General features: G+C 72.0%; 20 protein-coding genes. 9 read left to right on the top strand and 11 right to left on the bottom strand.

Going from position 1 to position 19,736, the window contains the following annotated elements; genetic code table 11:
* Window positions 1–71: 71 nt before the first annotated feature.
* The 4 genes from RKD20_RS03375 to RKD20_RS03360 all read right to left on the bottom strand — a co-directional run bounded on the left by RKD20_RS03375 (window position 72) and on the right by RKD20_RS03360 (window position 4,026).
* Complete coding sequence (locus RKD20_RS03375; protein WP_424876313.1) at window positions 72–425, bottom strand: UBP-type zinc finger domain-containing protein; 354 nt, start codon at window positions 423–425, stop codon at window positions 72–74.
* The gene (locus RKD20_RS03370) at window positions 422–1,879 is read right to left on the bottom strand and encodes an ATP-binding protein (RefSeq protein ID WP_424876312.1); all 1,458 of its coding nucleotides are present in this window, start codon (window positions 1,877–1,879) and stop codon (window positions 422–424) included. The genes RKD20_RS03375 and RKD20_RS03370 overlap by 4 nt, the downstream gene beginning before the upstream one ends.
* A complete protein-coding gene (locus RKD20_RS03365) occupies window positions 1,876–3,552 on the bottom strand; it encodes an FAD-dependent oxidoreductase (RefSeq protein WP_424876311.1) in 1,677 nt (558 codons plus the stop codon). Before RKD20_RS03365 ends, RKD20_RS03370 begins: the two co-directional genes overlap by 4 nt.
* A gap of 120 nt (window positions 3,553–3,672) precedes the next feature.
* Window positions 3,673–4,026: a VOC family protein gene (locus tag RKD20_RS03360; RefSeq protein ID WP_037898818.1), complete on the bottom strand. Its 354-nt coding sequence runs from the start codon at window positions 4,024–4,026 to the stop codon at window positions 3,673–3,675.
* Between the two features lie 67 nt (window positions 4,027–4,093).
* Here RKD20_RS03360 and RKD20_RS03355 point away from each other — a divergent pair, with 67 nt between their 5' ends.
* A complete protein-coding gene (locus RKD20_RS03355; RefSeq protein WP_424876310.1) occupies window positions 4,094–4,966 on the top strand; it encodes a universal stress protein in 873 nt (290 codons plus the stop codon).
* 2 nt (window positions 4,967–4,968) lie between these two features.
* Here the strand turns inward: RKD20_RS03355 and RKD20_RS03350 are convergent, their stop codons facing one another.
* The 3 genes from RKD20_RS03350 to RKD20_RS03340 all read right to left on the bottom strand — a co-directional run bounded on the left by RKD20_RS03350 (window position 4,969) and on the right by RKD20_RS03340 (window position 8,190).
* Window positions 4,969–6,210: a DUF4032 domain-containing protein gene (locus RKD20_RS03350; protein WP_424876309.1), complete on the bottom strand. Its 1,242-nt coding sequence runs from the start codon at window positions 6,208–6,210 to the stop codon at window positions 4,969–4,971.
* Between the two features lie 41 nt (window positions 6,211–6,251).
* A complete protein-coding gene (locus tag RKD20_RS03345) occupies window positions 6,252–6,998 on the bottom strand; it encodes an MBL fold metallo-hydrolase (RefSeq protein WP_424876308.1) in 747 nt (248 codons plus the stop codon).
* A 562-nt stretch (window positions 6,999–7,560) separates the two neighbouring features.
* Window positions 7,561–8,190, bottom strand: coding sequence for an alpha-ketoglutarate-dependent dioxygenase AlkB (locus tag RKD20_RS03340; RefSeq protein WP_424876307.1), 630 nt, complete (start codon window positions 8,188–8,190; stop codon window positions 7,561–7,563).
* 115 nt (window positions 8,191–8,305) lie between these two features.
* Between RKD20_RS03340 and RKD20_RS03335 the strand changes: the two genes are divergently transcribed.
* Together RKD20_RS03335 and RKD20_RS03330 are read left to right on the top strand one after the other, a co-directional pair.
* Window positions 8,306–8,932 (top strand): TetR/AcrR family transcriptional regulator, encoded by a 627-nt coding sequence (locus tag RKD20_RS03335; protein WP_424876306.1) that lies wholly within the window; start codon window positions 8,306–8,308, stop codon window positions 8,930–8,932.
* Between the two features lie 17 nt (window positions 8,933–8,949).
* Window positions 8,950–10,623 (top strand): FAD-binding dehydrogenase, encoded by a 1,674-nt coding sequence (locus RKD20_RS03330; protein ID WP_424876305.1) that lies wholly within the window; start codon window positions 8,950–8,952, stop codon window positions 10,621–10,623.
* On the opposite strand, the gene RKD20_RS03325 is transcribed toward RKD20_RS03330, so the two are convergent.
* On the bottom strand, window positions 10,620–10,979 hold the full coding sequence (locus RKD20_RS03325) for a DUF488 domain-containing protein (protein ID WP_424876304.1): 360 nt from the start codon (window positions 10,977–10,979) through the stop codon (window positions 10,620–10,622). The genes RKD20_RS03330 and RKD20_RS03325 overlap by 4 nt on opposite strands.
* Window positions 10,980–11,121: 142 nt before the next feature.
* On the opposite strand from RKD20_RS03325, the gene RKD20_RS03320 reads away from it, so the two are divergent.
* The 5 genes from RKD20_RS03320 to RKD20_RS03300 are packed head-to-tail and all read left to right on the top strand — an operon-like array spanning window position 11,122 to window position 16,336.
* Window positions 11,122–12,507, top strand: coding sequence for a M1 family metallopeptidase (locus RKD20_RS03320; RefSeq protein WP_424876303.1), 1,386 nt, complete (start codon window positions 11,122–11,124; stop codon window positions 12,505–12,507).
* Between the two features lie 41 nt (window positions 12,508–12,548).
* Complete coding sequence (locus tag RKD20_RS03315) at window positions 12,549–13,292, top strand: L,D-transpeptidase family protein (protein WP_424876302.1); 744 nt, start codon at window positions 12,549–12,551, stop codon at window positions 13,290–13,292.
* Between the two features lie 19 nt (window positions 13,293–13,311).
* Window positions 13,312–14,013, top strand: a complete 702-nt coding sequence (locus RKD20_RS03310; RefSeq protein WP_424876301.1) for a response regulator — start codon at window positions 13,312–13,314, stop codon at window positions 14,011–14,013.
* On the top strand, window positions 14,010–15,827 hold the full coding sequence (locus RKD20_RS03305) for a sensor histidine kinase (RefSeq protein WP_424876300.1): 1,818 nt from the start codon (window positions 14,010–14,012) through the stop codon (window positions 15,825–15,827). The genes RKD20_RS03310 and RKD20_RS03305 overlap by 4 nt, the downstream gene beginning before the upstream one ends.
* A 59-nt stretch (window positions 15,828–15,886) precedes the next feature.
* Entirely contained in the window at window positions 15,887–16,336 is a 450-nt protein-coding gene (locus RKD20_RS03300; RefSeq protein ID WP_424876299.1) for a DUF6098 family protein, read from the top strand.
* Between the two features lie 37 nt (window positions 16,337–16,373).
* On the opposite strand, the gene RKD20_RS03295 is transcribed toward RKD20_RS03300, so the two are convergent.
* Both RKD20_RS03295 and RKD20_RS03290 read right to left on the bottom strand, forming a co-directional pair.
* Complete coding sequence (locus RKD20_RS03295; RefSeq protein WP_020117934.1) at window positions 16,374–16,628, bottom strand: WhiB family transcriptional regulator; 255 nt, start codon at window positions 16,626–16,628, stop codon at window positions 16,374–16,376.
* Between the two features lie 109 nt (window positions 16,629–16,737).
* On the bottom strand, window positions 16,738–17,958 hold the full coding sequence (locus RKD20_RS03290) for a saccharopine dehydrogenase family protein (protein ID WP_424876298.1): 1,221 nt from the start codon (window positions 17,956–17,958) through the stop codon (window positions 16,738–16,740).
* 118 nt (window positions 17,959–18,076) lie between these two features.
* Here RKD20_RS03290 and RKD20_RS03285 point away from each other — a divergent pair, with 118 nt between their 5' ends.
* Complete coding sequence (locus RKD20_RS03285; RefSeq protein ID WP_424876297.1) at window positions 18,077–18,832, top strand: TetR/AcrR family transcriptional regulator; 756 nt, start codon at window positions 18,077–18,079, stop codon at window positions 18,830–18,832.
* Here the strand turns inward: RKD20_RS03285 and RKD20_RS03280 are convergent.
* Window positions 18,815–19,708, bottom strand: coding sequence for a LysR family transcriptional regulator ArgP (locus tag RKD20_RS03280; RefSeq protein WP_424883133.1), 894 nt, complete (start codon window positions 19,706–19,708; stop codon window positions 18,815–18,817). The genes RKD20_RS03285 and RKD20_RS03280 overlap by 18 nt on opposite strands.
* Window positions 19,709–19,736 lie beyond the last annotated feature (28 nt).

Genomic DNA, 19,736 nt, shown 5'->3' with positions numbered 1-19,736 from the left:
CACGCGACACTGACAGCGCATGTGGTCCGGGGGCTCGGGGACCCACCGCCGACCGACAGGTCACCCCGAGCTCATCTGCGCAGTGTCCGTGCCCAGTCCGCCGGCACCCGCCCCTCAGGACCCGGCGCCGGCTGCCCCTCCGGATGACTCACCGGCCCCGCCAGCTCCGGCCCCGCCTCGAACATCTCGTTAGTCTCGAAGTTCCAGAACCACTCCTCACCCGGCTCGAAACTCTGCACCAGAGGATGCCCGGAATCCCGGAAGTGCCCGGTCGCGTGCTGACCGGGGGAGGAGTCGCAGCAGCCCACGTGCCCGCACTGGGCACACCGCCGCAGATGGAACCACCAGCCACCGGCCGCGTCGCACTCCACGCACCCCTCCCCGCTGGGCGGCACGCTCGGGTCGATGCCCTGGACGTCGGTCATTCCGGCTCCTCGGTGGTGTCGTTGTCCGCGGCGGTCAGGGGAAGCAGCACCTGGAAGCGGGTGTCGCCGGGCGACGACTCGACCTGGAGTGTCCCGTGGTGCTTGTTGACCACGATCCGCCAGGAGATGTCGAGCCCGAGGCCGGTTCCCTCGCCCACGGGCTTGGTGGTGAAGAAGGGATCGAAGATCCGCCCGCGGATGTCCGCCGGCACCCCGGGCCCGGTGTCCCGGAACTCCACCAGCAGCCGGTCGTGTTCGAGCGCGGTCCGGACGGTCAGCGTCCCCTCCCCGCCGACGCTGTTCATGGCCTGCACCGCGTTGTCGATCAGGTTGGTCCACACCTGGTTGAGCTCGGCGGGGTAGGCCGGGATCCGCGGCAGGGTCCGGTCGTACTCCTTGACGACCTTGATCTGCCGCCCGACCTTCCCCGACAGCATCAGCAGCGTGCTGTCGAGGAGTTCGTGCACGTCGGCCACCTGGTAGGGGGCCCGGTCCAGCTGGGAGTACTGCTTGGCCGCGTCGACGAGGTGGGAGATCCGGGCCGTGGAGTCGTTGATCTCGTCCATCAACAGCTCGGTCTCGACGGTGTAGTTGAGCCAGCCGATCGCGTTCGGCAGGATCTCCTCGCCCACGGTCGCCGCGACCTGGTCGAGCCAGTCCACGTCGAGGCCGCCCTGCACAAAGGTGGGCGCGATCCGCCAGCCCTCCTGGATGCCGTGGTCGTCGAGCCAGTCGGCGAGGGTGTCCTCCCGGTCGGACGCCTCCAGCGGGCTCAACGCAGGCGCCTTGGCGACGCGTTCGGCGGTGCGCTCCTGGATGTCGATGAGGTTCGCCATGACCTCGGGGGAGTAGGAGCCCTGGGCGATGACGCCGAGCTTGTGCCGCATCTTGCCCACGCGCTCGCGCAGCGTCGACGTGGCCCGCACGGCCGCCGCCGCGGGGTTGTTGAGCTCGTGGGTGAGACCGGCGGACAACGAGCCGAGGGCCAGCAGCCGTTCACGCTGCCCGATGGCCCGCTGGGTGTTCTTCGAACCGAAGAAGAGGCCCTCCAACAGGTGGACCGCCATCGGGAACCATTCCTGCATGAAGGCCGAGAACGTCTCCGCGGGCAGCACGAAGAACCGCGAGGGCTCGGTGACCCGCATGGAGCCGTTGTACGTCTGCTGCACGCGGTCACCGAGGTACGCCTGCATGGACCCCGCGTAGACCCCGGGCTGCGAGGTGCGGTTGATCTCCACGTCGTCGCCGCCGACCCGGCGGGAGAGCACGACCGTGCCCTCGATCATGACGTAGAAGCAGGTGGCGGGTTCACCCTCGGTGTACACGGGTCCGGGTTCGAACTTCTCCACCCGGCCCGCGCCGCACAGCTGCCCGAGCTGCTCGGGGGAGAGCTTCTCGAACAGGAACAGCGACCCGATCTCCCCGGGGCTGCACGGCATCGGCTGCCCGCTCACGACTGCTCCAGATACCGGTGGACGAGCATCACGGCCATGGCTCCCTCTCCGACTGCGGACGCGACCCGCTTCGCGGACTCGGCGCGCGCGTCGCCCGCGACGAACACGCCCGGAATGTTGGTCTCCAGGTGGTACGGCGGCCGGTCGAGCTCCCAGTCCGCGGGCGGCCGCCCGTCCGGGGTGAGGTCGGGCCCGGCCAGGATGAACCCGTGCTCGTCGCGCAGCACCGTGCCGTCCAGCCAGCCGGTCAGCGGGGCCGCGCCGATGAACACGAACATCCACTGCGCGTCGACGAGTTCGGTCTCGCCGGTCTCGGTGTCGCGCAGGGTCAGCTGCTCCAGGTGGTCGGAGCCGTGCGCGGACTCGACGACGGTGCGCGCGCGGACCCTGATGTTGGGAGCATCCTCGATCTGCTGGATCAGGTAGTGCGACATCGACGCGGCCAGGTCGGGGCCGCGCACCAGCAGGGTCACCGACTTGGCACCCCGGGACAGGTACATGGCCGCCTGCCCCGCGGAGTTGGCGCCGCCGACGATGTAGATGTCCTGCCCCTGGCAGGAGGCGGCCTCGGTCAGCGCCGAGCCGTAGTACACCCCGCACCCGGTCAGGTCGGTGCAGCCGGGCGCCTCCAGCTGCCGGTACGACACGCCGGTCGCCAGGATCACGCTGTGCGCGGCCACCGCGGACCCGTCGGTGAACCGCACGGTGCGGGCCGCGCCGTTGACCTCCAGGGCCGCCACCTCACGGGCGGTGAGGATCTCGGCCCCGAACTTCGTCGCCTGCCGGCGGGCCCGGTCGGTGAGCTGGGCGCCCGACACGCCGTCGGGGAAGCCCAGGTAGTTCTCGATCCGAGAGCTCTGTCCGGCCTGTCCGCCGGTCGCCGAGCGCTCGACGAGCACGGTCCGCAGCCCCTCCGAGGCCCCGTACACCGCCGCGCCGAGCCCGGCCGGGCCGCCGCCGATGACGACGAGGTCGTAGAAGTCGGCGGTCGGGGTCGTGGCGAGGCCCACGTGGGCGGCCAGGTCGGGGGCCTCCGGCTTGACCAGGGGAGTGCCGTCGGGGGTGATCACCACCGGCAGCCGCTGTCCGTCCTGGCCCGCGGCGGCCAGCAGCCGCTGTCCCTCGGGCTCGTCCGTGGAGTACCAGCGGTACGGCACCTGGTTGCGGGCCAGGAACTCCCGCACGTCGGAGGAGCGCGCCGACCAGCGGTGCCCGATCACCTTGGTGGCGGGCACCGGCCGGTAGTCGCTGCAGCGCCACGCCTCCAGGAGGTCGTCGAGCACCGGGTAGAGCTTCTCCTCGGGCGGGTCCCACGGCTTGAGGAGGTAGTGGTCGAGGTCGACGACGTTGATCGCGTCGATCGCCGCGTTGGTGTCGGCGTACGCCGTCAGCAGCACGCGGCGGGCGCCCGGATACACGTCCAGGGCCTGTTCGAGGAACTCGATGCCGTTCATCTGCGGCATGCGGTAGTCGGCCAGGATCACCGCCACGAGGTCGCCGCGCAGCTTGAGCTCCCGCAGCGCCTCGAGCGCGGACTCACCGGACTCCGCGCGCACGATCCGGTACGACTCGCCGTAGCGCCGCCGCAGGTCGCGGGCGACGGCGCGGGAGACCCCCGGGTCGTCGTCCACGGTCAGGATGACGGTCCGCGCCGATTCGGCGGCCTGTGCCATGCGTCTCCCCACCCCGGGCGGTCGGTCGGGGCACGGCGCCCCCCGTGGTCACCGGCCCGGTCCCGCCCATCGTATGTTCGATCGCCCCGCTACGCGCAGGTATGCCTGACCCCGCCGGTGTCAGGCCCGGCGCTGCCCCAGCACACAGAACTCGTTGCCCTCGGGGTCCACGAGCGTCACCCAGGACTGCTCGCCCTGCCCGATGTCCGTGTGCCGCGCGCCCAGGGCGAGGAGGCGGGTGACCTCGGCGTCCCGGTCGTCCGGCCGGAAGTCGAGGTGGAGCCGGTTCTTGACGGTCTTCGCCTCCGGCACCGGCACGAACAGCAGCCCCGGGATCCGGTCCTTCTCGGGACGGATCTCGAACTCGTCCGGTGAGTCCTCGACCACCACCCAGCCCAGGGCCTCGGCCCACCAGCGCCCGAGGGCGGCCGGGTCGGCGGCGTCCACGATGACTTGCTCCCATTCCAATGCCATACGGGGAGCGTAGTGAAGACTGAGGATCAGGGTCCACCGCATTGATCAAGAACGAGGAGGCCGGCGCATGACACGCCCGATCACCGCAGGGATCGACGGAACCGAGGAGAGCCTCGCCGCACTGGGCTGGGCCGCCCGGGAGGCGGTGCGGCGGGGGACGGGGCTGCGGGTGGTGCACGCCTGGCGGTTCCAGCCGTACGAGGGCATCGACGCGGGGGACCGGGACACCCAGGCGGGCTGGGCGCGGGACGCGATCGCCGAAGCCGTGCGGACCGTCACCGGGCGGCACACCGGGCTCGACGTGGACACCGACCTCGTGGAGGGCGGCAGCGTCGACGTGCTGGTGTCCGCCGCGGCCGATGCCGAGTTCCTGGTCCTGGGCTCGCGCGGGCACGGGCCGGTGGTCGGCTTCCTGCTGGGCTCGGTGGGCCAGCAGGTGATCGCCGAGGCGACGCGGCCCGTGGTCCTGGTGCGGGCCGGGGACCAGGCCACCGCGGAGGTCTCGGGGTGCGAGATCGTGGTGGGCCAGGAGGGCGACCCGGAGGACAGCGCCGAGGTCATGCGCTTCGCCTTCGAGACGGCGGCGGCACGCGGCGCGGCCGTGCGCGCCGTACGGGCCTGGACGCTGCCGCCGGTGTTCGCCTACAGCCCGGGCTCGCTCAAGCTCCTCGACGAGGCGGGCGGCCTGGAGCCGTACGAGAAGAAGGCCCTGGCCTCGGCGCTCCGGCCGTGGCGGGAGCGCTTCCCCGACGTACCGGTCGTCGAGCACGTGGAGATGGGCAGCGCGGGCCAGGTGCTGCTGTCGGTGACCGCGCGCGCCCAGCTGATGGTCGTCGGCCGCCGGGCCAGCCGTACCGCGGTGGGCGCCCGCATCGGCTCGGTCGCGCACGGTGTGCTGCACCACGCGGACTGCCCGGTGGCCGTGGTCCCGCACGCCTGAGGTCAGTCGGCGCTGGCCGGGGTGGGCTGGAGCGTCTCGCGGGCCTTGGGGAGGATGTTCGTGATGTAGTCGTCCACCGCGGTGTCGAGGCCGATGTCGTGCTGGGCCCGCTCGGACAGGTACCAGCGGTGCTCCAGGAGCTCGTGGTAGATCTCGGCCGGGTCCATCGACCCGCGCATCTCGAGCGGCACCGCCCGCACCGTGGGCCGGAAGACGTCCCGCACCCAGCGGTGGGCGAGCACCTCCGGGCGGGCGCCGAGGGGGTCGCCCGGGGCGTAGTCGTCCTGGGTGGCCATCCAGCTCTCCAGGTCGTTCAGCAGCCGCCGGGCCTGGTTCTCCTCGGTGTCCAGGCCCGTCAGGCGCAGGAGCTGGCGCTGGTGGTGACCCGCGTCCACGACCTTCGGCACGAACGTGACCGTGTCGCCGTTCGGCGCGTGCTCGATCTGCATCTCGGCCACGTCGAAGCCGAGGTCGTTGAGCCGCCGGATCCGGCGCTCGATGTAGTGGTACTTGCCCGCCGGGTAGACGGAACTGCGGGTCAGCTCCTCCCACAGGCTGCTGTAGCGCGAGCAGATCTCCATGCCGAACTCGATCGCGTCCACCGAGGGGTGCAGGGCCCCCGAGGCCTCCAGGTCGAGCAGCTCGCCGCTGATGTTCACGCGGGCGAGGTCGAGGTCGTAGTCCCGCTGCCCGGGGCTCAGCTGCGGATGCAGGTCGCCGGTCTCGGCGTCCACCAGATAGGCGGCGTAGGCGCCCGCGTCGCGCCGGAACAGGGTGTTGGACAGGGAGCAGTCGCCCCAGGCGAACCCGGCCAGGTGCAGACGGACCAGAAGGACCGCCAGGGCGTCCATCAGACGGTGCATGGTGGCGGGCCGCATGGTCGTCTCGAACATCGAGCGGTACGGCATCGAGCCGCCCAGATGCCGGGTGACCAGGACCGACTCCAGCGGGGCCTCCTCGGCGTCGGTGCGCCCGGTGACCACGGCGAGCGGGTCGACGGCGGGTATGCCGAGCCGGTCCAGGTCGCGCAGCAGCTCGTACTCGCGCAGCGCCGGGCGCTCGGCGAGTTCCTTCACGGCGATGACCTCGTCGCCGGCGCGGGCGTAGCGCACCACGTGGCGGGATATGCCACGCGGCAGCGGGACCAGGACCTCCTCCGGCCACTGCTCCAGCGGCAGATGCCACGGCAGTTCGAGCAGGAGCGCGGGGTGCTCCGGGTTCGTCGCGCTGATCTGCAGTGCCATCGGTGCTCTGTCCTCGCCTGGTCGGTGATCGTCACCTCACCTTAGAGCGCGCGGTCCCTGGCCTGAAGTGCCGCTTCACGGACCGGACCGCGGTGCACCGGACCGTGCCCCGGCAGCAGCACCCCGCCCTCCAGCTCCGCGAACACGTCCAGCGACGCCACGGCACGCGCGCGCTCGTGGTGGAACATGTCCGGCAGCAGCTGGGGCCCCTTGACCCGCGAGGTGGGGTGACCGCTCACCAGGCCGTCGCCCGAGATCACCACGCCGCGGTCGGGGAGGTGGAAGGCGCAGTGTCCGTCGGTGTGGCCCGGTGTGTGCACGGGCACCGGACGGCCGGGCAGATCGAGGGCGCCCTCCGCCGGGAACGGCTGCGGGGAGGTGACCGGTACGTGGGCCGTGCCGCCCACGCGGATCGAGTGCATCGCCCAGGGCAGCACACCGGGGCGCCAGCCGTTCTTCAGGACCGTCCCGACGGAGACCTGGTGCAGGAACTCCCGCCGGGCGTGCGGGACTTCGGCCTCGTGCAGGTAGACCGGCGTGCCGTAGGCGCTGCGCAGGTACTCGGCGGAGCCCAGGTGGTCGTTGTGGGCGTGCGTGATGAGCACGGCCGTGAGCGCCTCCGGTGAACTCCCCACCTCGGCGAGGGAGGCGAGCACCTGGTCCCGGTCGCCCGGGTAGCCGGTGTCGACCAGCGTGGCGGAGCTTCCCTCGGTCAGGATCACCCAGTTGGTGTTGCTGCCGTGCACCAGATAGGTGCCGTCCGCGACTTGCTGCACGCCTGCGCTCATGATCGCCCCGCCCGGTGAGTCCCTGCCCGACGGCACACAGCAAAGCAGACGCTCAGGCGATCCGGAGCGGCGGGTACCGGTCTTCCAGCGCTCAACTTCCGTGATGACGCGGCTGCTTCCGGGGCCGGCGTCTTCCGTCGGCCTTACGAGCACCACGGGGCCGGCGCGGACCCCGGGCCGGGCGCGCTCATGGAGACCTGTGCCCCGGGGGTCCCGGGCCGCCCGTGCCACGGTTTCGTTCTCCCGGCCCGCCGCCGCAGCGGTTTGTCGCCGGTCCTTCTCGTCCGGCTCCCGGGGGGACGAGGCTGCCTGCGGGGTCGGCGTCTTCCGTCGGCCTTACGAGCACCACGGGGCCGGCGCGGACCCCGGGCCGGGCGCGCTCATGGAGACCTGCGCCCCCGGGGTCTCGGCCCGCCCGTGCCACGGTTTCGTTCTCCCGGCCCGCCGCTGCAGCGGTTTGTCGCCGGTCCTTCTCGTCCGGCCCCCGGAGGGACGAGGCTGCCTCCGGCACCGTCCGCCGGAGGCAGCCCCCGCGCGCAGCCGAAGCAGCCGCCTCTCTGCCTCAGTGCACGCCGTGCGGGCGGAACTGGATGCTGATGCGCGGGCCCGTGGCGCGCGTGGACTTCGGTACGGCGTGCTCCCAGGTGCGCTGGCAGGTGCCGCCCATCACGATCAGGTCGCCGTGGCCCAGCGGTCGGCGCACGGTCTCGGCGTCGCCGCGCGCCGGCCGCAGTACGAGGTCGCGGGGCGCGCCCACGGAGAGGATCGCGACCATGGTGTCGTGGCTGCCGCCTCGCCCGCCCCGGTCGCCGTGCCAGGCGACGCTGTCCCGGCCGTCGCGGTAGTAGCAGAGCCCGGCCGTCGTGAACGGCTCACCGAGTTCGTCGGCGTAGTGCGCGGTGAGCGCCTCGCGGGCCTCGGTGAGCACGGGATGCGGCAGCTGGTCGTCCACGCCGTAGAAGGCGAGCAGCCGCGGGACGTCGACGACGTGGTCGTACATCGTGCGGCGCTCCGCACGCCAGGGCACCTCTGCGGCCAGCAGTTCGAACAGGGCGTCCGAGCCGCCGAGCCATCCGGGCAGTACGTCGATCCAGGCGCCGTGGGCGAGCACGGTGCGGCGGATCCCGTCGAGGGGGCCGAGCCGGAGCTGGTCGGTCTGGTCGAAGAGGGAGCCCTGGAGGTGCGCGGTCATGAACCCAGCGTACTCCTTATTCGAAAATATGTTCCCATGAATTCCGCGGAGGTGTTCGACCCTTTCGATACATCGATGTATCGGATACATTCATGTATCGAACGGAGGGACCGACATGGCGGTGGAGGACACGACCAGGCGCGTGACCAGGCGCCGGGTCCGCACGCGTGCCAACCTCCTGGACGCGGCCTTCTCGGTGTTCGCCGCCAAGGGCTTCGGGCGGGTGTCGATCGAGGAGGTCTGCGAGGCCGCCGGCTACAGCCGCGGCGCCTTCTACTCGAACTTCGGCAGTCTCGACGAGCTGTTCTTCGCGCTCTACCAGCAGCGCGCCGATCTCATCGCGGACCAGGTCTCCGGTGCTCTCGCCCTCGACGGTCCCGGCCTCGACGTGCCGGCCGCCGTCGACCGGGTCACCGACGTGCTGCTCCTGGACCGGGACTGGCTCCTGGTGAAGACCGACTTCCTGGTGCACGCCGCCCGCGTGCCCGAGGTCGCCCGGACCCTGCTCGAACACCGGGCCCGGCTCCGGAGCGCCGTCGCCGACCGGCTGGCACGCACGCGTGGGCACGCCGAACTGCCCGCCGTGCTGGTCGACGTCGAGGGCGCCGCCCACGCCGTGGTCGCCGCCTACGACGGGGTCACCGTCCAACTGCTGCTGGACGGGGACCTCGATCGGGCCCGCGTCTGGCTGAAACAACTGCTCACCGCGCTGCTCACCGACGGCAGCGACACCACCGTATGAGGGAAGGGACGGTCGCCATGGATGCCGACGTCATCGTCGTCGGAGCGGGGCTCGCGGGCCTGGTCGCCGCGCACGAGCTCACCAGCCGCGGCAGGAGGGTCGCGCTGGTCGACCAGGAGAACGCCGCCAACCTCGGCGGCCAGGCCTTCTGGTCCTTCGGCGGGCTCTTCCTCGTCGACTCCCCGGAGCAGCGGCGCCTGGGCATCAAGGACTCCTTCGACCTCGCCTGGAACGACTGGCAGGGCAGCGCGAAGTTCGACCGCGTCGAGGACGAGGACTCCTGGGCGGTGCGCTGGGCGCGCGCCTACGTCGAGTTCGCGGCCGGCGAGAAGCGGTCCTGGCTGGAGGGGCACGGCATCAAGTTCCTGCCCACCGTCGGCTGGGCCGAGCGCGGTGACCTCACCGCCCACGGGCACGGCAACTCCGTGCCCCGCTTCCACATCGCCTGGGGCACCGGCACCGGAGTCGTCGAGCCCTTCGTCGGCTACGCCAAGCAGGCCGCGCGCGACGGACTGCTGACCTTCTACCACCGCCACCAGGTCGACGAGCTGGTCGTCGAGGAGGGCACAGCCCGCGGCGTGCGCGGCACCGTCCTCGCCGAGGACAACTCCGCGCGCGGTGTCGCCTCCAACCGCGACCGGATCGGCGACTTCGAGCTCACCGCCCGGGCCGTCGTCGTCACCACCGGCGGCATCGGAGCCAACCACGACATCGTCCGCCGCTACTGGCCCGAGCGGCTCGGCACCCCGCCCGCCGAGATGGTCACCGGCGTACCCGCCTACGTGGACGGCCGGATGCTCGACATCAGCGCGGGCGCGGGCGTGCGCCTGGTCAACCGCGACCGCATGTGGCACTACACCGAGGGGATCCGGAACTGGGACCCGATCTGGCCCGGCCACGGCATCCGCATCCTGCCCGGCCCGTCCTCCCTGTGGTTCGACGCCCTCGGCCGCCGACTGCCCGAGCCCTGCCTGCCCGGCTACGACACCCTCAGCACCCTGCAGCACCTGCGCACCACCGAGGACATCGCGGAGCACGACCACTCCTGGTTCATCCTCACCCAGAAGATCATCGAGAAGGAGTTCGCGCTCTCGGGCTCCGAGCAGAACCCCGACATCACCGCCAAGGACCGCGCGGGCTTCCTCAAGGAGCGCATCCTCACCAAGGGCGCGCCGGGACCGGTGGACGCCTTCCTGCGCAAGGGCGCGGACTTCGTGACCGCCCCGAACCTGGAACAGCTCGTCGAGAAGATGAACGGGCTCACCGACAAGGCCCTCCTCGACGCCGCCGGCCTTCGCCGCCAGATCGAGGCCCGCGACCTCCAGATCGCCAACTCCTACAGCAAGGACGCCCAGGTGCAGGGCATCCGCAACGCCCGCCGCTACATCGGCGACCGCCTCAGCCGCGTCGCCACCCCGCACCGCATCCTCGACCCGGCCGCCGGCCCCCTGATCGGCGTCAAGTTGCACATCGTGACCCGCAAGACGCTCGGCGGCATCCAGACCGACCTCGACTCCCGCGCCCTGGGCACCGACGGCAAGCCCCTCGAAGGGCTGTACGCGGCGGGCGAGGTCGCCGGATTCGGCGGGGGCGGTGTCCACGGCTACAACGCGCTGGAGGGCACCTTCCTCGGCGGCTGCCTCTTCTCCGGGCGCGCGGCGGGGCGGGCGGCGGCCAAGCAGGTCGGCTAGGAGCCCTCGGGGCCCAACAGGCGCACCAGCACGGTGGCGTGGCTCTGCTCCGGCGTCTTCGACGCGGTCAGCAGGGTCACGTCGCCCCGGCCCGCCAACTCCCGGACCCGGTCGAGCAGTCCGGCCGCCTCGGGATCGGCCAGCTCCGCCTCGTACCGCTCGGCGAACTCCTCGTACGAGCCCTCGCCCGCGTGGTACCAGCGGCGCAGCTCGGTCGACGGGGTGAGCGCCTTCGGCCACTCGTCGACGCGGGCCGCGTCCTTGGACAGACCGCGCGGCCACAACCGGTCGACCAGGACGCGGACTCCGTCCTCGGGCTCGGGGGGTTCGTAGACACGGCGGACGCGCACGCTCACGGGCGGCCTCTCGACGAAGGGGTGGCTGCGTCGGGAGCGTACTGCGGAGCCGGTCGTGCCTTGACCTGATCAAGGGTGAGTTGCCGGGGAGAGGGCCTTTAGTGTGAAGCCGTTGTCCACCCCCCGACCTGTAGGAGAGCATGTGCCGACGGCCGTCAGACGCACCTTCGTCCTCGTCACCACCCCCCTTGCCCTCACCGCTCTGCTCGGGGCCGCCGCGCCTTCTTCGACGGGCTCGTCCGGAGTCGGCGACCCCTATTTCCCGCTCGCCGGAAACAGCGGATACCACGTCGGCCACTACGACCTGACACTCCGTTACGACCCCGGCAGCCGCCACCTCGAGGGGAAGGCGGTCCTCACCGCCCGTGCCACCGAGCGCCTGACGCGCTTCGACCTCGACTTCAAGGGGCTGACCGTCACGGGCCTGACGGTCGGTCACGCCAAGGCCGGGTTCCGCCGCGCCGGACAGGAACTCGTCGTCACCCCGCAGCGCGCCCTGCGCAAGGGGGAACGATTCACCATCACCGTCACCTACAAGGGGAAGCCGGCCCCGGTCACCGACCCGGACGGCTCGCTCGACGGCTGGATCCCCACCGACGACGGAGCGTTCGTCGCCGGGGAACCGCAGGGCGCGATGACCTGGTTCCCGGCCAACAGCCACCCGAGGGACAAGTCGTCGTACGACTTCACGATCACCGTCCCGCAGGGGCGCACCGCCGTCGCCAACGGCGTGCTGCTCTCCCGGCGGACCACGCAGGGCAGGACCACGTTCCGCTGGCGCCAGAGCGAGCCCATGGCCGCCTACCTGGCCACCGCGACCGTCGGGAAGTTCAAGGTGGAGCAGTTCACCACCAGGAACGGCATCCGCGTCTACAACGCCGTCGACGCGCGCGAGGCCGCCGCGGCGGCGCCCGTCCTCAAGAAGCTGCCCTCCGTCCTGGAGTGGGAGAGCAAGGTCTTCGGGCCCTACCCGTTCCGTGCCGCCGGATCGATCGTGGACCACGCCCCGAACGTGGGCTACGCGCTGGAGACCCAGAGCCGTCCGGTCTACGACCGCGCGCCCGACCTGAGCACCCTCGTCCACGAGAACGCCCACCAGTGGTTCGGCGACTCCGTCTCGCTCACCTCCTGGAAGGACATCTGGCTCAACGAGGGCTTCGCGACCTACGCGGAGTGGCTCTACACCGAGCAGCACGGCGGCGACAGCGCGCAGAAGAGCTTCGACGACCTCTACGCGAAACCCGCGAGCGACGCGCTGTGGGAGTTCCCGCCCGGCAACCCCGGCAGCGGCGCCAACATCTTCGGCACCCCCGTCTACGCCCGTGGTGCCATGACCCTGCACGCCCTGCGCACGGCCGTCGGCGACCGGGCGTTCTTCCTGATCCTGCGTGCCTGGGCGTCCGGGCACCGCTACGGCCACGGCACCACCGCGCAGTTCGAGCGCCTCGCGGAACGGGTCTCGGGGAAGGACCTGGACGGCCTGTTCCGGACCTGGCTGGACACGCCGGGCAAGCCCAACCGGCCCTAGAAGCTGACGAGTTTCTTACAACTGTCGGCCACAGTCGCCTCATGATCACACGCAGAACCCACGTCGCCCTGCTCGCCGCGTCCCTGTTCCTCAGTGGATGCGGCGGCGGTGCCGTGGCCAGTACGGAAAGCGCGCCCACTCCGTCCCGGGAGCCTTCGCGGACCCCTCCCTCGCCGGAGATCTCCGTCGAGGCCGCTCCCCAGCAGATACCCGGCCTGGGACCGAGGACGTGGGCGAAGATACCGGCCGGCACCCGGCAGGCCGTCGTGGTCACCGGGCGGGGCCGCGACTCGCCGGTCTCCACCGTGGTGCTCTACGAGCGCACGGCGGCCGGCTGGCGGGCCGGCGCGAGCTGGCCCGCGCACAACGCCCTCAAGGGCTGGTCCGACCACCACCTGGCCGGCGACCTGCGCTCACCGATCGGCGTGTACACCCTCACGGACGCCGGAGGACTGCTGAAGGACCCCGGCACCAAGCTGCCGTACGACCGCGGTGTCGGTTTCACCTCGCCCGGCAGGGGCTTCGAGGGCGAACCGCTCGCCGGGTCCTTCGACTACGTGATCGCCATCAACTACAACCGGCAGCCCGGCACGTCACCGCTGGACTGGACTCGGCCGCTGGGCGCGGGGCGCGGCGGCGGGATATGGCTGCACGTCGACCACGGCGGGCCCACCCACGGGTGCGTGAGCATCGCCGAGAAGCACATGAAGGAGCTGCTTCTCACCCTGGACCCGGACCTCCGTCCCGTCGTCGTCATGGGCGACGCCAAGTCCCTCGCCGGCTGAAGCGCTTAGGATCCGCCGGGTGTGCGCACATGTGCTGGTCGCCGAGGACGACGAGATGCAGGCCGAACTCATACGGCGGTCCCTGCTCGCGGAGGGCCACACCGCCACCGTGGTCCACGACGGGCGGGCCGCCCTGGACGCGGCCCGGCGGGTCGCCCCCGACCTCGTCGTCCTGGACCTGATGCTGCCGGTGATCGACGGCTTCGGCGTGTGCCGGGTGCTGCGCCGCGACGCGGACATCCCCGTCGTGATGCTCACCGCACGCTCCGCCGAGGACGACGTCCTGCTGGGCCTGGAACTGGGCGCCGACGACTACATCACCAAGCCGTACAGCCCCCGGGAGCTGATGGCCCGCATCCGGACGGTCCTCAGGCGCAGCGGACGGGGTGCCGTGGCCGGCCGGCGGGAGGATCCCGTCGTCCGGGCCGCGGGCCTCGCCGTCGATCCCGTACGGCATGAGGTGCGGTGCGACGGGGCGCCGGTGGAGTGCACCCCGGCCGAGTTCGAGATCCTGCTGGCCATGGCCGCCGAGCCCGAACGGGTCTTCTCCCGGCGGCAGTTGCTGGAGGTCACCCGGGGCACCGACCGGGCCTCCACCGAACGGGCCGTGGACGTCCACATCATGAACCTGCGCCGCAAGATCGAGGCCGATCCGCGCCGCCCGGTGCGGCTGCTGACCGTGTTCGGCGTGGGCTACAAGCTCAGCGGCGGCCGGGGATGAGCGCGCGGATACCGTTGCACAAGCGGCTGCTGGTCCGCCTGCTGATCACGTCCGGGCTCATCGCCGTGTGCTCGGTGGCCGCGACGGCCTGGCTGGCCGTGGCGACCACCACCCAGGCCCTGCGCGAGGAACAGGGACAGGCACTCGCCGACGACATGGACGTCCTCGCCGAACTCAGCGGGTACGCGGCGACGCACCCCGACTGGAGCGGAGCGGCCGCCATCGTGAGGGAGTTGTCGGCGAGGACCGGCCGGCGCATCGCCCTGACCGCCGCGGACCGGCGGGTCATCGCCGACTCCGCTCCGCCCGGCACCTCCCTGCCCCCGAGCGCGGCCGCCGCCGTCGACCCGCTGCACACCGACACCTACAGCGAGCGCGGCGCCCAGATCTCGGGCATCGATCCGCGAGCGGTGGGCCCGTACCGGCTCACCGAGGCGGAACGCCTCAAGGTCGCCGCCCTTGCCCGCAAGCGGCAGGTCTGCTTCTCCCGGTCCGGTGTGGAGACCAGCCTGAGCCGTACGCCGAGCGGACGGACGGTCCTCACCGACGACGACAGCGGCTCCGAGCCCGACTACGTGCCCGACGCCTGCGCCGACGGACTGCTCAACACCCCCACTCCGACCGAGGAGAAGGCGGTCAAGGCGCTCCAGGGGCTCGCCCGCGACTGCCTGACCAAGGCCGGGCTGGACCCGGGGATGGCCGCACTGCTGGGGAACGTGCCGACCGGCCTCGACCTGCGCAGCCCCGTGTCGGGCAAACTCGCCGCCAAGGAGGCGGGCCTGGTCCAGCCCTGCCTCGACCAGGCCCGCCGGGCCCAGCTCGACCCGTACGTGGCACCGGTGGCCGAACTCTTCCTGGGCACGGGGGACACGCCCGCCGTGCTGTTCGACATGTCCCCGGCCAACAAGGCCAAGGTCGTCGGCACCGCGGGTCTCGTGCTCGCCGTGACCGTCGCCGCGACCGCCCTGGTCGCCACCCGGCTGGTGCGGCCGCTGCGCGCGCTCACCGCGGCGGCCCAGCAACCGCCCGAACTCCATGTGCGCGTCCCCGTCACCACCCGGGACGAGACCGGCATCCTCGCCGTCGCCTTCAACGACCTCACCGAACGCCGTGAGCGCCTGGAGGCCCAGCGCAAGGCGATGGTCAGCGACATCGCCCACGAACTGCGCAGCCCGCTCACCAACATCCGTGGCTGGCTGGAGGTGACCCGGGACGGGGTCGTCGACCCCGACCCCGCCCTGCTCGCCTCCCTGCACGACGAGGCCCTGGTCCTGCAGCGTGTCATCGACGACCTCCAGGACCTCGCGGACGCCGACGCCGGCACCCTGCGCCTGCGCCGGGAGCCCGTCCGCTGCGACGAACTCCTCCAGCAGGTCGCCGCGGCCCACCGCGTCGCCTCCGACGCGGCCCGGGTCGGGCTGCGCACCGACGTCGACGGTGAGACCTGGCTGGACGCCGACCCGGTCCGCATGCGGCAGGCCCTCGGCAACCTGGTGTCCAACGCGCTGCGCCACACCCCGCCCGGCGGCACCGTCACCCTGTCCGCGTGCCGGGACGGCGACGACATCGTCCTGGAGGTCGCCGACACCGGCACCGGCATCGCGCCCGGCGACCTTCCGCACGTCTTCGACCGGTTCTGGCGCGCGGAGAAGTCCCGCAGCCGTCGTACCGGGGGCTCGGGCCTGGGCCTGCCCATCGTCCGGCACCTGGTCGCGGCCCACGACGGAACGGTCTCCGCGGCGAGCGAGCCCGGCAGCGGCAGCGTCTTCACACTCAGGATGCCGGGGGGCCCGGCGCCCCGGCCGGACGCCTGATTCCCCCCGTGGCCTGCGGGTACCCCGTAGACCCGCAAGCGGAAAGGGAGGGTCAGGAGATGAGCGTGTCGGACGGGCTGCGGGTGGTGCGGACACTCGCCGAACTGGCAGGCCTGGCCGAACGGCACGAGCGCCTGTACGTCCGCTGGTCGCGCGGTCCCGAGGTCGATCTGACCCGCGCGTCCAGCACCGACGAACTCACCGGCCTGTCCTTGCCGGGACTGTCCGCGAACCCGCTCGACGTCGAGGACTGGTGGCAGGGACGCCCCGTACAGCTGTGGGTGGCCCGGCGGTTGTACGACTACTCCCATCTGCCGCACGAGAAAGGCCCCGGCGTGCGCCCCTGGATCCTCCAGGGGCGTGAGCGGGGCCGGGGGCCGGACAACGAGCCGCTCGTAGCGGAGGTGCGGCCGATGTGCTGGATCGATCCCCAGGTGATCGACGAGGCCCGGACAGCGGTGGAGCGGTTGGAGAACCCCTGGGGTCCGCTGCGCCGCACGGGCCACTGAACGGGTCCGGTCGCCCGGACCCGTTCAGGTTCGCCCGTCAGCCGGACCTTCTCCGCGCGGTGGCCGCGCGCCGGGCGAGCGCCCGGCGTTCCGTCTCACTGGTGCCGCCCCAGACGCCGATGCCCTGCCCCGTGTCCAGCGCCCACTGAAGACACTGCTCCTGGACGGGGCAGCGCCGGCAGACGGACTTGGCCTGCTCCGCCTGGACCAGTGCCGGACCGGTGGTGCCGATCGGGAAGAAGAGGTCCGGGTCCTCGCGGCGGCACGCGGCATGGGTTCGCCAGTTGTCCATCAAAGTCACCTGCGATCGAAGTCGTACGTGCCCTCGTGATTGGCTTACTCGCTTTCGGGTCACCTGTCGATGCGCCGTGAAACCACCGGGTCTCGTGGGACCTGCCCCGTCACTGCTCCCGAAGGCCCCACGGGGAGCCGTACGCGGTCAGCAGATCCAGGAACGGCTGGGCCGGGAACGCCTCCGGGCCGAGGACACCCGTGCCGGTCCAGGCGCCGGTGGCGAGGAGTTCGAGGGCGACGACCGGGTTCACCGCGGTCTGCCACACCACGGCCTGACAGCCGTACTCCGCCATGGACCACTGGTTGTCGACCACGTGGTAGAGATACACCTCGCGCGGCGCCCCGTCCTTGACGCCCTTCACCCAGGTGCCCGCGCACGTCTTGCCGTGCATCCGGTCGCCCAGGGTCGCCGGGTCGGGCAGGCACGCGGCCACCACGTCCCGCGGTGACACCGCGACCGGGCCCGCGGGGCTCGGCACGGTCACCGGCTCGGTGTGGTCCAGGCCCAGCAGGTGCAGGGTCCTCAGCGTCTCGACGAACTCGCGGCCCAGACCGTACTTGAAGGTGACCCGGCGGGCGCCGACCCAGCGGGGGACGAGCAGCACCTCCTCGTGCTCCACGTTCACGCACTCGACCGGGCCGATGCCCTCGGGGAAGTCGAAGACCTCCGGTTCGCTGAAGGGCTCCGTCGTGAACCAGCCGCGGTCGGCCTCGTAGACCACCGGCGGGTTCAGGCACTCCTCGATGGTGGTCCAGATGCTGAAGGAGGGGGCGAAGTCGTAGCCGTCGACGGTGAGGTTCGCTCCGTCGCGGACACCGATCTCCTCGATCTCGTCGAAGAGTTCGTCGGCCGCGTACCGGGCGAAGACGTCCGAGAGGCCCGGTTCCACGCCCATGCCGACGACGGCCAGCGCGCCCGCCTTCTCCCACTCCTCGACCTGCGCGAACTGCTCGTCGCCGAGCTTGACCCCGCACTCCGTGTACGGCCGCTCGGGATGCGGACGGGACAGGGACATCGCCATGTCGACATAGGTCGCCCCGGCGGAGCGCGCGGCCCGGAACAGCGGCATCACGAACCGCGGGTCGGTGGCGTTGAGGAGGACGTCGCAGGCGTGCCGCTCCAGCAGGGCGGTCACGGCCGACTCGTCGCTCGCGTCCACGCGCTCGGCGCGGAACCGGTCGGCCCGCTCGCCGAGCGCGGCCACCGCGGTCTCGGCGCGGGCCGGGTCGTAGTCGGCGACGACCATGGCGTCGAGGAACGGCCGCCGGGCGGCGATCCGGGTGACGGCGGTGCCGACGCCCCCGGCGCCCACGAGCAGTACACGCATGACAAACACTCCCTGACGGGTCGAGATCGCGGATACAGGGGCCCTGGCGGAGATACAACGCCGTGCGCTCGCATAAGGTCAATGGCGTTGGCATAAGGGTTGCACAAGGAGGCTCACCATGCCGAAGCCCGTGGTTCCCGAGGAGAAACGCCGTCGGCGCCGGCCCACCAGGAGCGGGACCGTGCTGTCCGAGGCGCTGATCGTCGAGACGGCTCTGCGCATGCTCCGCGAACACGGCAGCACCGGTCTCACGGCCCGCCGACTGGGGCTGGCCCTGGACGCCGACCCGAGCACGCTCTACCGCTACTTCCGCGGCATGGACGACCTGACCCTGGCCATCGGCGATGCCCTGATCGGCCAGGCGCTGGAGGGCTGGGCGCCGACGGGGGAGTGGCGGCACGATCTGCGCGAGGTGGGCCTGCGCATCCACGCGGCGTACGTCGCCCACCCCCAGGCCGCGGTGCTGACGGCAAGCAGGGTCACCGGCCGGGCCCACGAACTGGCCGCGGACGAGGCGGTCCTGGACCTCCTGCGCGGCGCGGGCTTCCCCCTCCCGGACACCGTGCGGATCTACCACGCCTTCATCGACCAGACGCTGGCCTTCGCCGCCCTGGACGCGGCCTCCCTGGCCCTGCCGAGCGCGGCGCTGGACGCCGACGAGGACAAGTGGCACTCGACCTACGCGCGCCTGCCCGCCGACCGGTATCCGAGGATCGCCGAGGCGGCACGTCTGCTGACGGCCCGCATGGTCACCAGCGCCTATCCGACGGCGCTGGACATGCTTCTGGACAGCGTGGAGAGACAGAGGGACGGCGTGGAGCGACAGCGGGACGGCGCCCCTCAAGAGCGGGCGGTCTCACCGGAGCGTCTCTGACGCGGCCGCCGCCACGGCCTCGGCCAGCGCGGCCAGCGCGGGCGAATCCAGCTTCCACTGCTGCCAGTAGAGCGGAACGTCTACCGGCCGGTCCGGAGCCAGTGAGACCAGCCGCCCCGCACGCAGCAGCTCCCCGGCCTGGACCTCCGGCACCATTCCCCACCCCAGGCCCAGCGCGACCGCCTGGACGAACCCCTCCGCGGTGGGCACCGTTTGCCGCACCCGACTCGCTCCCGCCCGGCCGAGCTCCCGCAGGAACCCGTCCTGGATGTCGTCGCTCCGGTCGAACGTCACCACCGGCGCGTCCACCAGCCCGTCCCGCAGCGACCGACCCTCGAGGCAGCGTCCGACGAACTCCGGGCTGGCCGCCGCGAGATACCGCATGAGCCCCAGGGCCCGCACGGAACACCCCGCCACGGCGTCCGGGGACGACGTCACCGCCGCCATCACCAACCCCTCGCGCAGCAATTGGGCGGTACGGGTCTCGTCCTCGCGCCGGAGTTCGAAGCACAGCCGCTCCCGTTCCGGAACCCGGGTGAGCGCTCCCAGGAACCAGGTCGCCAGGGAGTCCGCGTTCACCGCGACCGACACCCGGGTCACCTCGCCCTCGCCCGGCAGGCCCAGCTCGGCCAAGGCGTCCCGCTCCAGGCGGGCCAGCTGCCGCGCGAACCGCACCACCACGTCGCCCGACTCGGTCGGTCGCACCGGCTTGGTGCGCACCAGCAGCACCCGCCCCGTGCGCTGCTCCAGGGCCTTCACCCGCTGGCTCACCGCCGAAGGCGTCACGTGCAGGGCGGCCGCCGCGGCGTCGAAGGTGCCCTCGTCGACCACGGCGAGCAGCGTCCGCACCTGATCCAGGGGAAGCTCGGTCATCATCACACCAGCTAATGATATGTAAGAATCT

It is taken from the genome of Streptomyces sp. SLBN-8D4 (assembly GCF_049739545.1).
Taxonomy (GTDB): Bacteria; Actinomycetota; Actinomycetes; order Streptomycetales; family Streptomycetaceae; genus Streptomyces; species Streptomyces canus_C.
This window is presented reverse-complemented; position numbering and strand designations above follow the sequence as displayed.

Bases quoted from the DNA above. Each gene is read 5' to 3' on its own strand.
- RKD20_RS03315 (WP_424876302.1), top strand. From the start codon at position 12,549: ATGATCACACGCAGAACCCACGTCGCCCTGCTCGCCGCGTCCCTGTTC.
- RKD20_RS03355 (WP_424876310.1), top strand. From the start codon at position 4,094: ATGACACGCCCGATCACCGCAGGGATCGACGGAACCGAGGAGAGCCTC.
- RKD20_RS03360 (WP_037898818.1), bottom strand. From the start codon at position 4,026: ATGGCATTGGAATGGGAGCAAGTCATCGTGGACGCCGCCGACCCGGCC.
- RKD20_RS03290 (WP_424876298.1), bottom strand. From the start codon at position 17,958: ATGCGTGTACTGCTCGTGGGCGCCGGGGGCGTCGGCACCGCCGTCACC.
- RKD20_RS03285 (WP_424876297.1), top strand. From the start codon at position 18,077: ATGCCGAAGCCCGTGGTTCCCGAGGAGAAACGCCGTCGGCGCCGGCCC.
- RKD20_RS03330 (WP_424876305.1), top strand. From the start codon at position 8,950: ATGGATGCCGACGTCATCGTCGTCGGAGCGGGGCTCGCGGGCCTGGTC.
- RKD20_RS03365 (WP_424876311.1), bottom strand. From the start codon at position 3,552: ATGGCACAGGCCGCCGAATCGGCGCGGACCGTCATCCTGACCGTGGAC.
- RKD20_RS03340 (WP_424876307.1), bottom strand. From the start codon at position 8,190: ATGACCGCGCACCTCCAGGGCTCCCTCTTCGACCAGACCGACCAGCTC.
- RKD20_RS03335 (WP_424876306.1), top strand. From the start codon at position 8,306: ATGGCGGTGGAGGACACGACCAGGCGCGTGACCAGGCGCCGGGTCCGC.
- RKD20_RS03345 (WP_424876308.1), bottom strand. From the start codon at position 6,998: ATGAGCGCAGGCGTGCAGCAAGTCGCGGACGGCACCTATCTGGTGCAC.
- RKD20_RS03375 (WP_424876313.1), bottom strand. From the start codon at position 425: ATGACCGACGTCCAGGGCATCGACCCGAGCGTGCCGCCCAGCGGGGAG.
- RKD20_RS03350 (WP_424876309.1), bottom strand. From the start codon at position 6,210: ATGGCACTGCAGATCAGCGCGACGAACCCGGAGCACCCCGCGCTCCTG.
- RKD20_RS03280 (WP_424883133.1), bottom strand. From the start codon at position 19,708: ATGATGACCGAGCTTCCCCTGGATCAGGTGCGGACGCTGCTCGCCGTG.
- RKD20_RS03305 (WP_424876300.1), top strand. From the start codon at position 14,010: ATGAGCGCGCGGATACCGTTGCACAAGCGGCTGCTGGTCCGCCTGCTG.
- RKD20_RS03300 (WP_424876299.1), top strand. From the start codon at position 15,887: ATGAGCGTGTCGGACGGGCTGCGGGTGGTGCGGACACTCGCCGAACTG.
- RKD20_RS03295 (WP_020117934.1), bottom strand. From the start codon at position 16,628: ATGGACAACTGGCGAACCCATGCCGCGTGCCGCCGCGAGGACCCGGAC.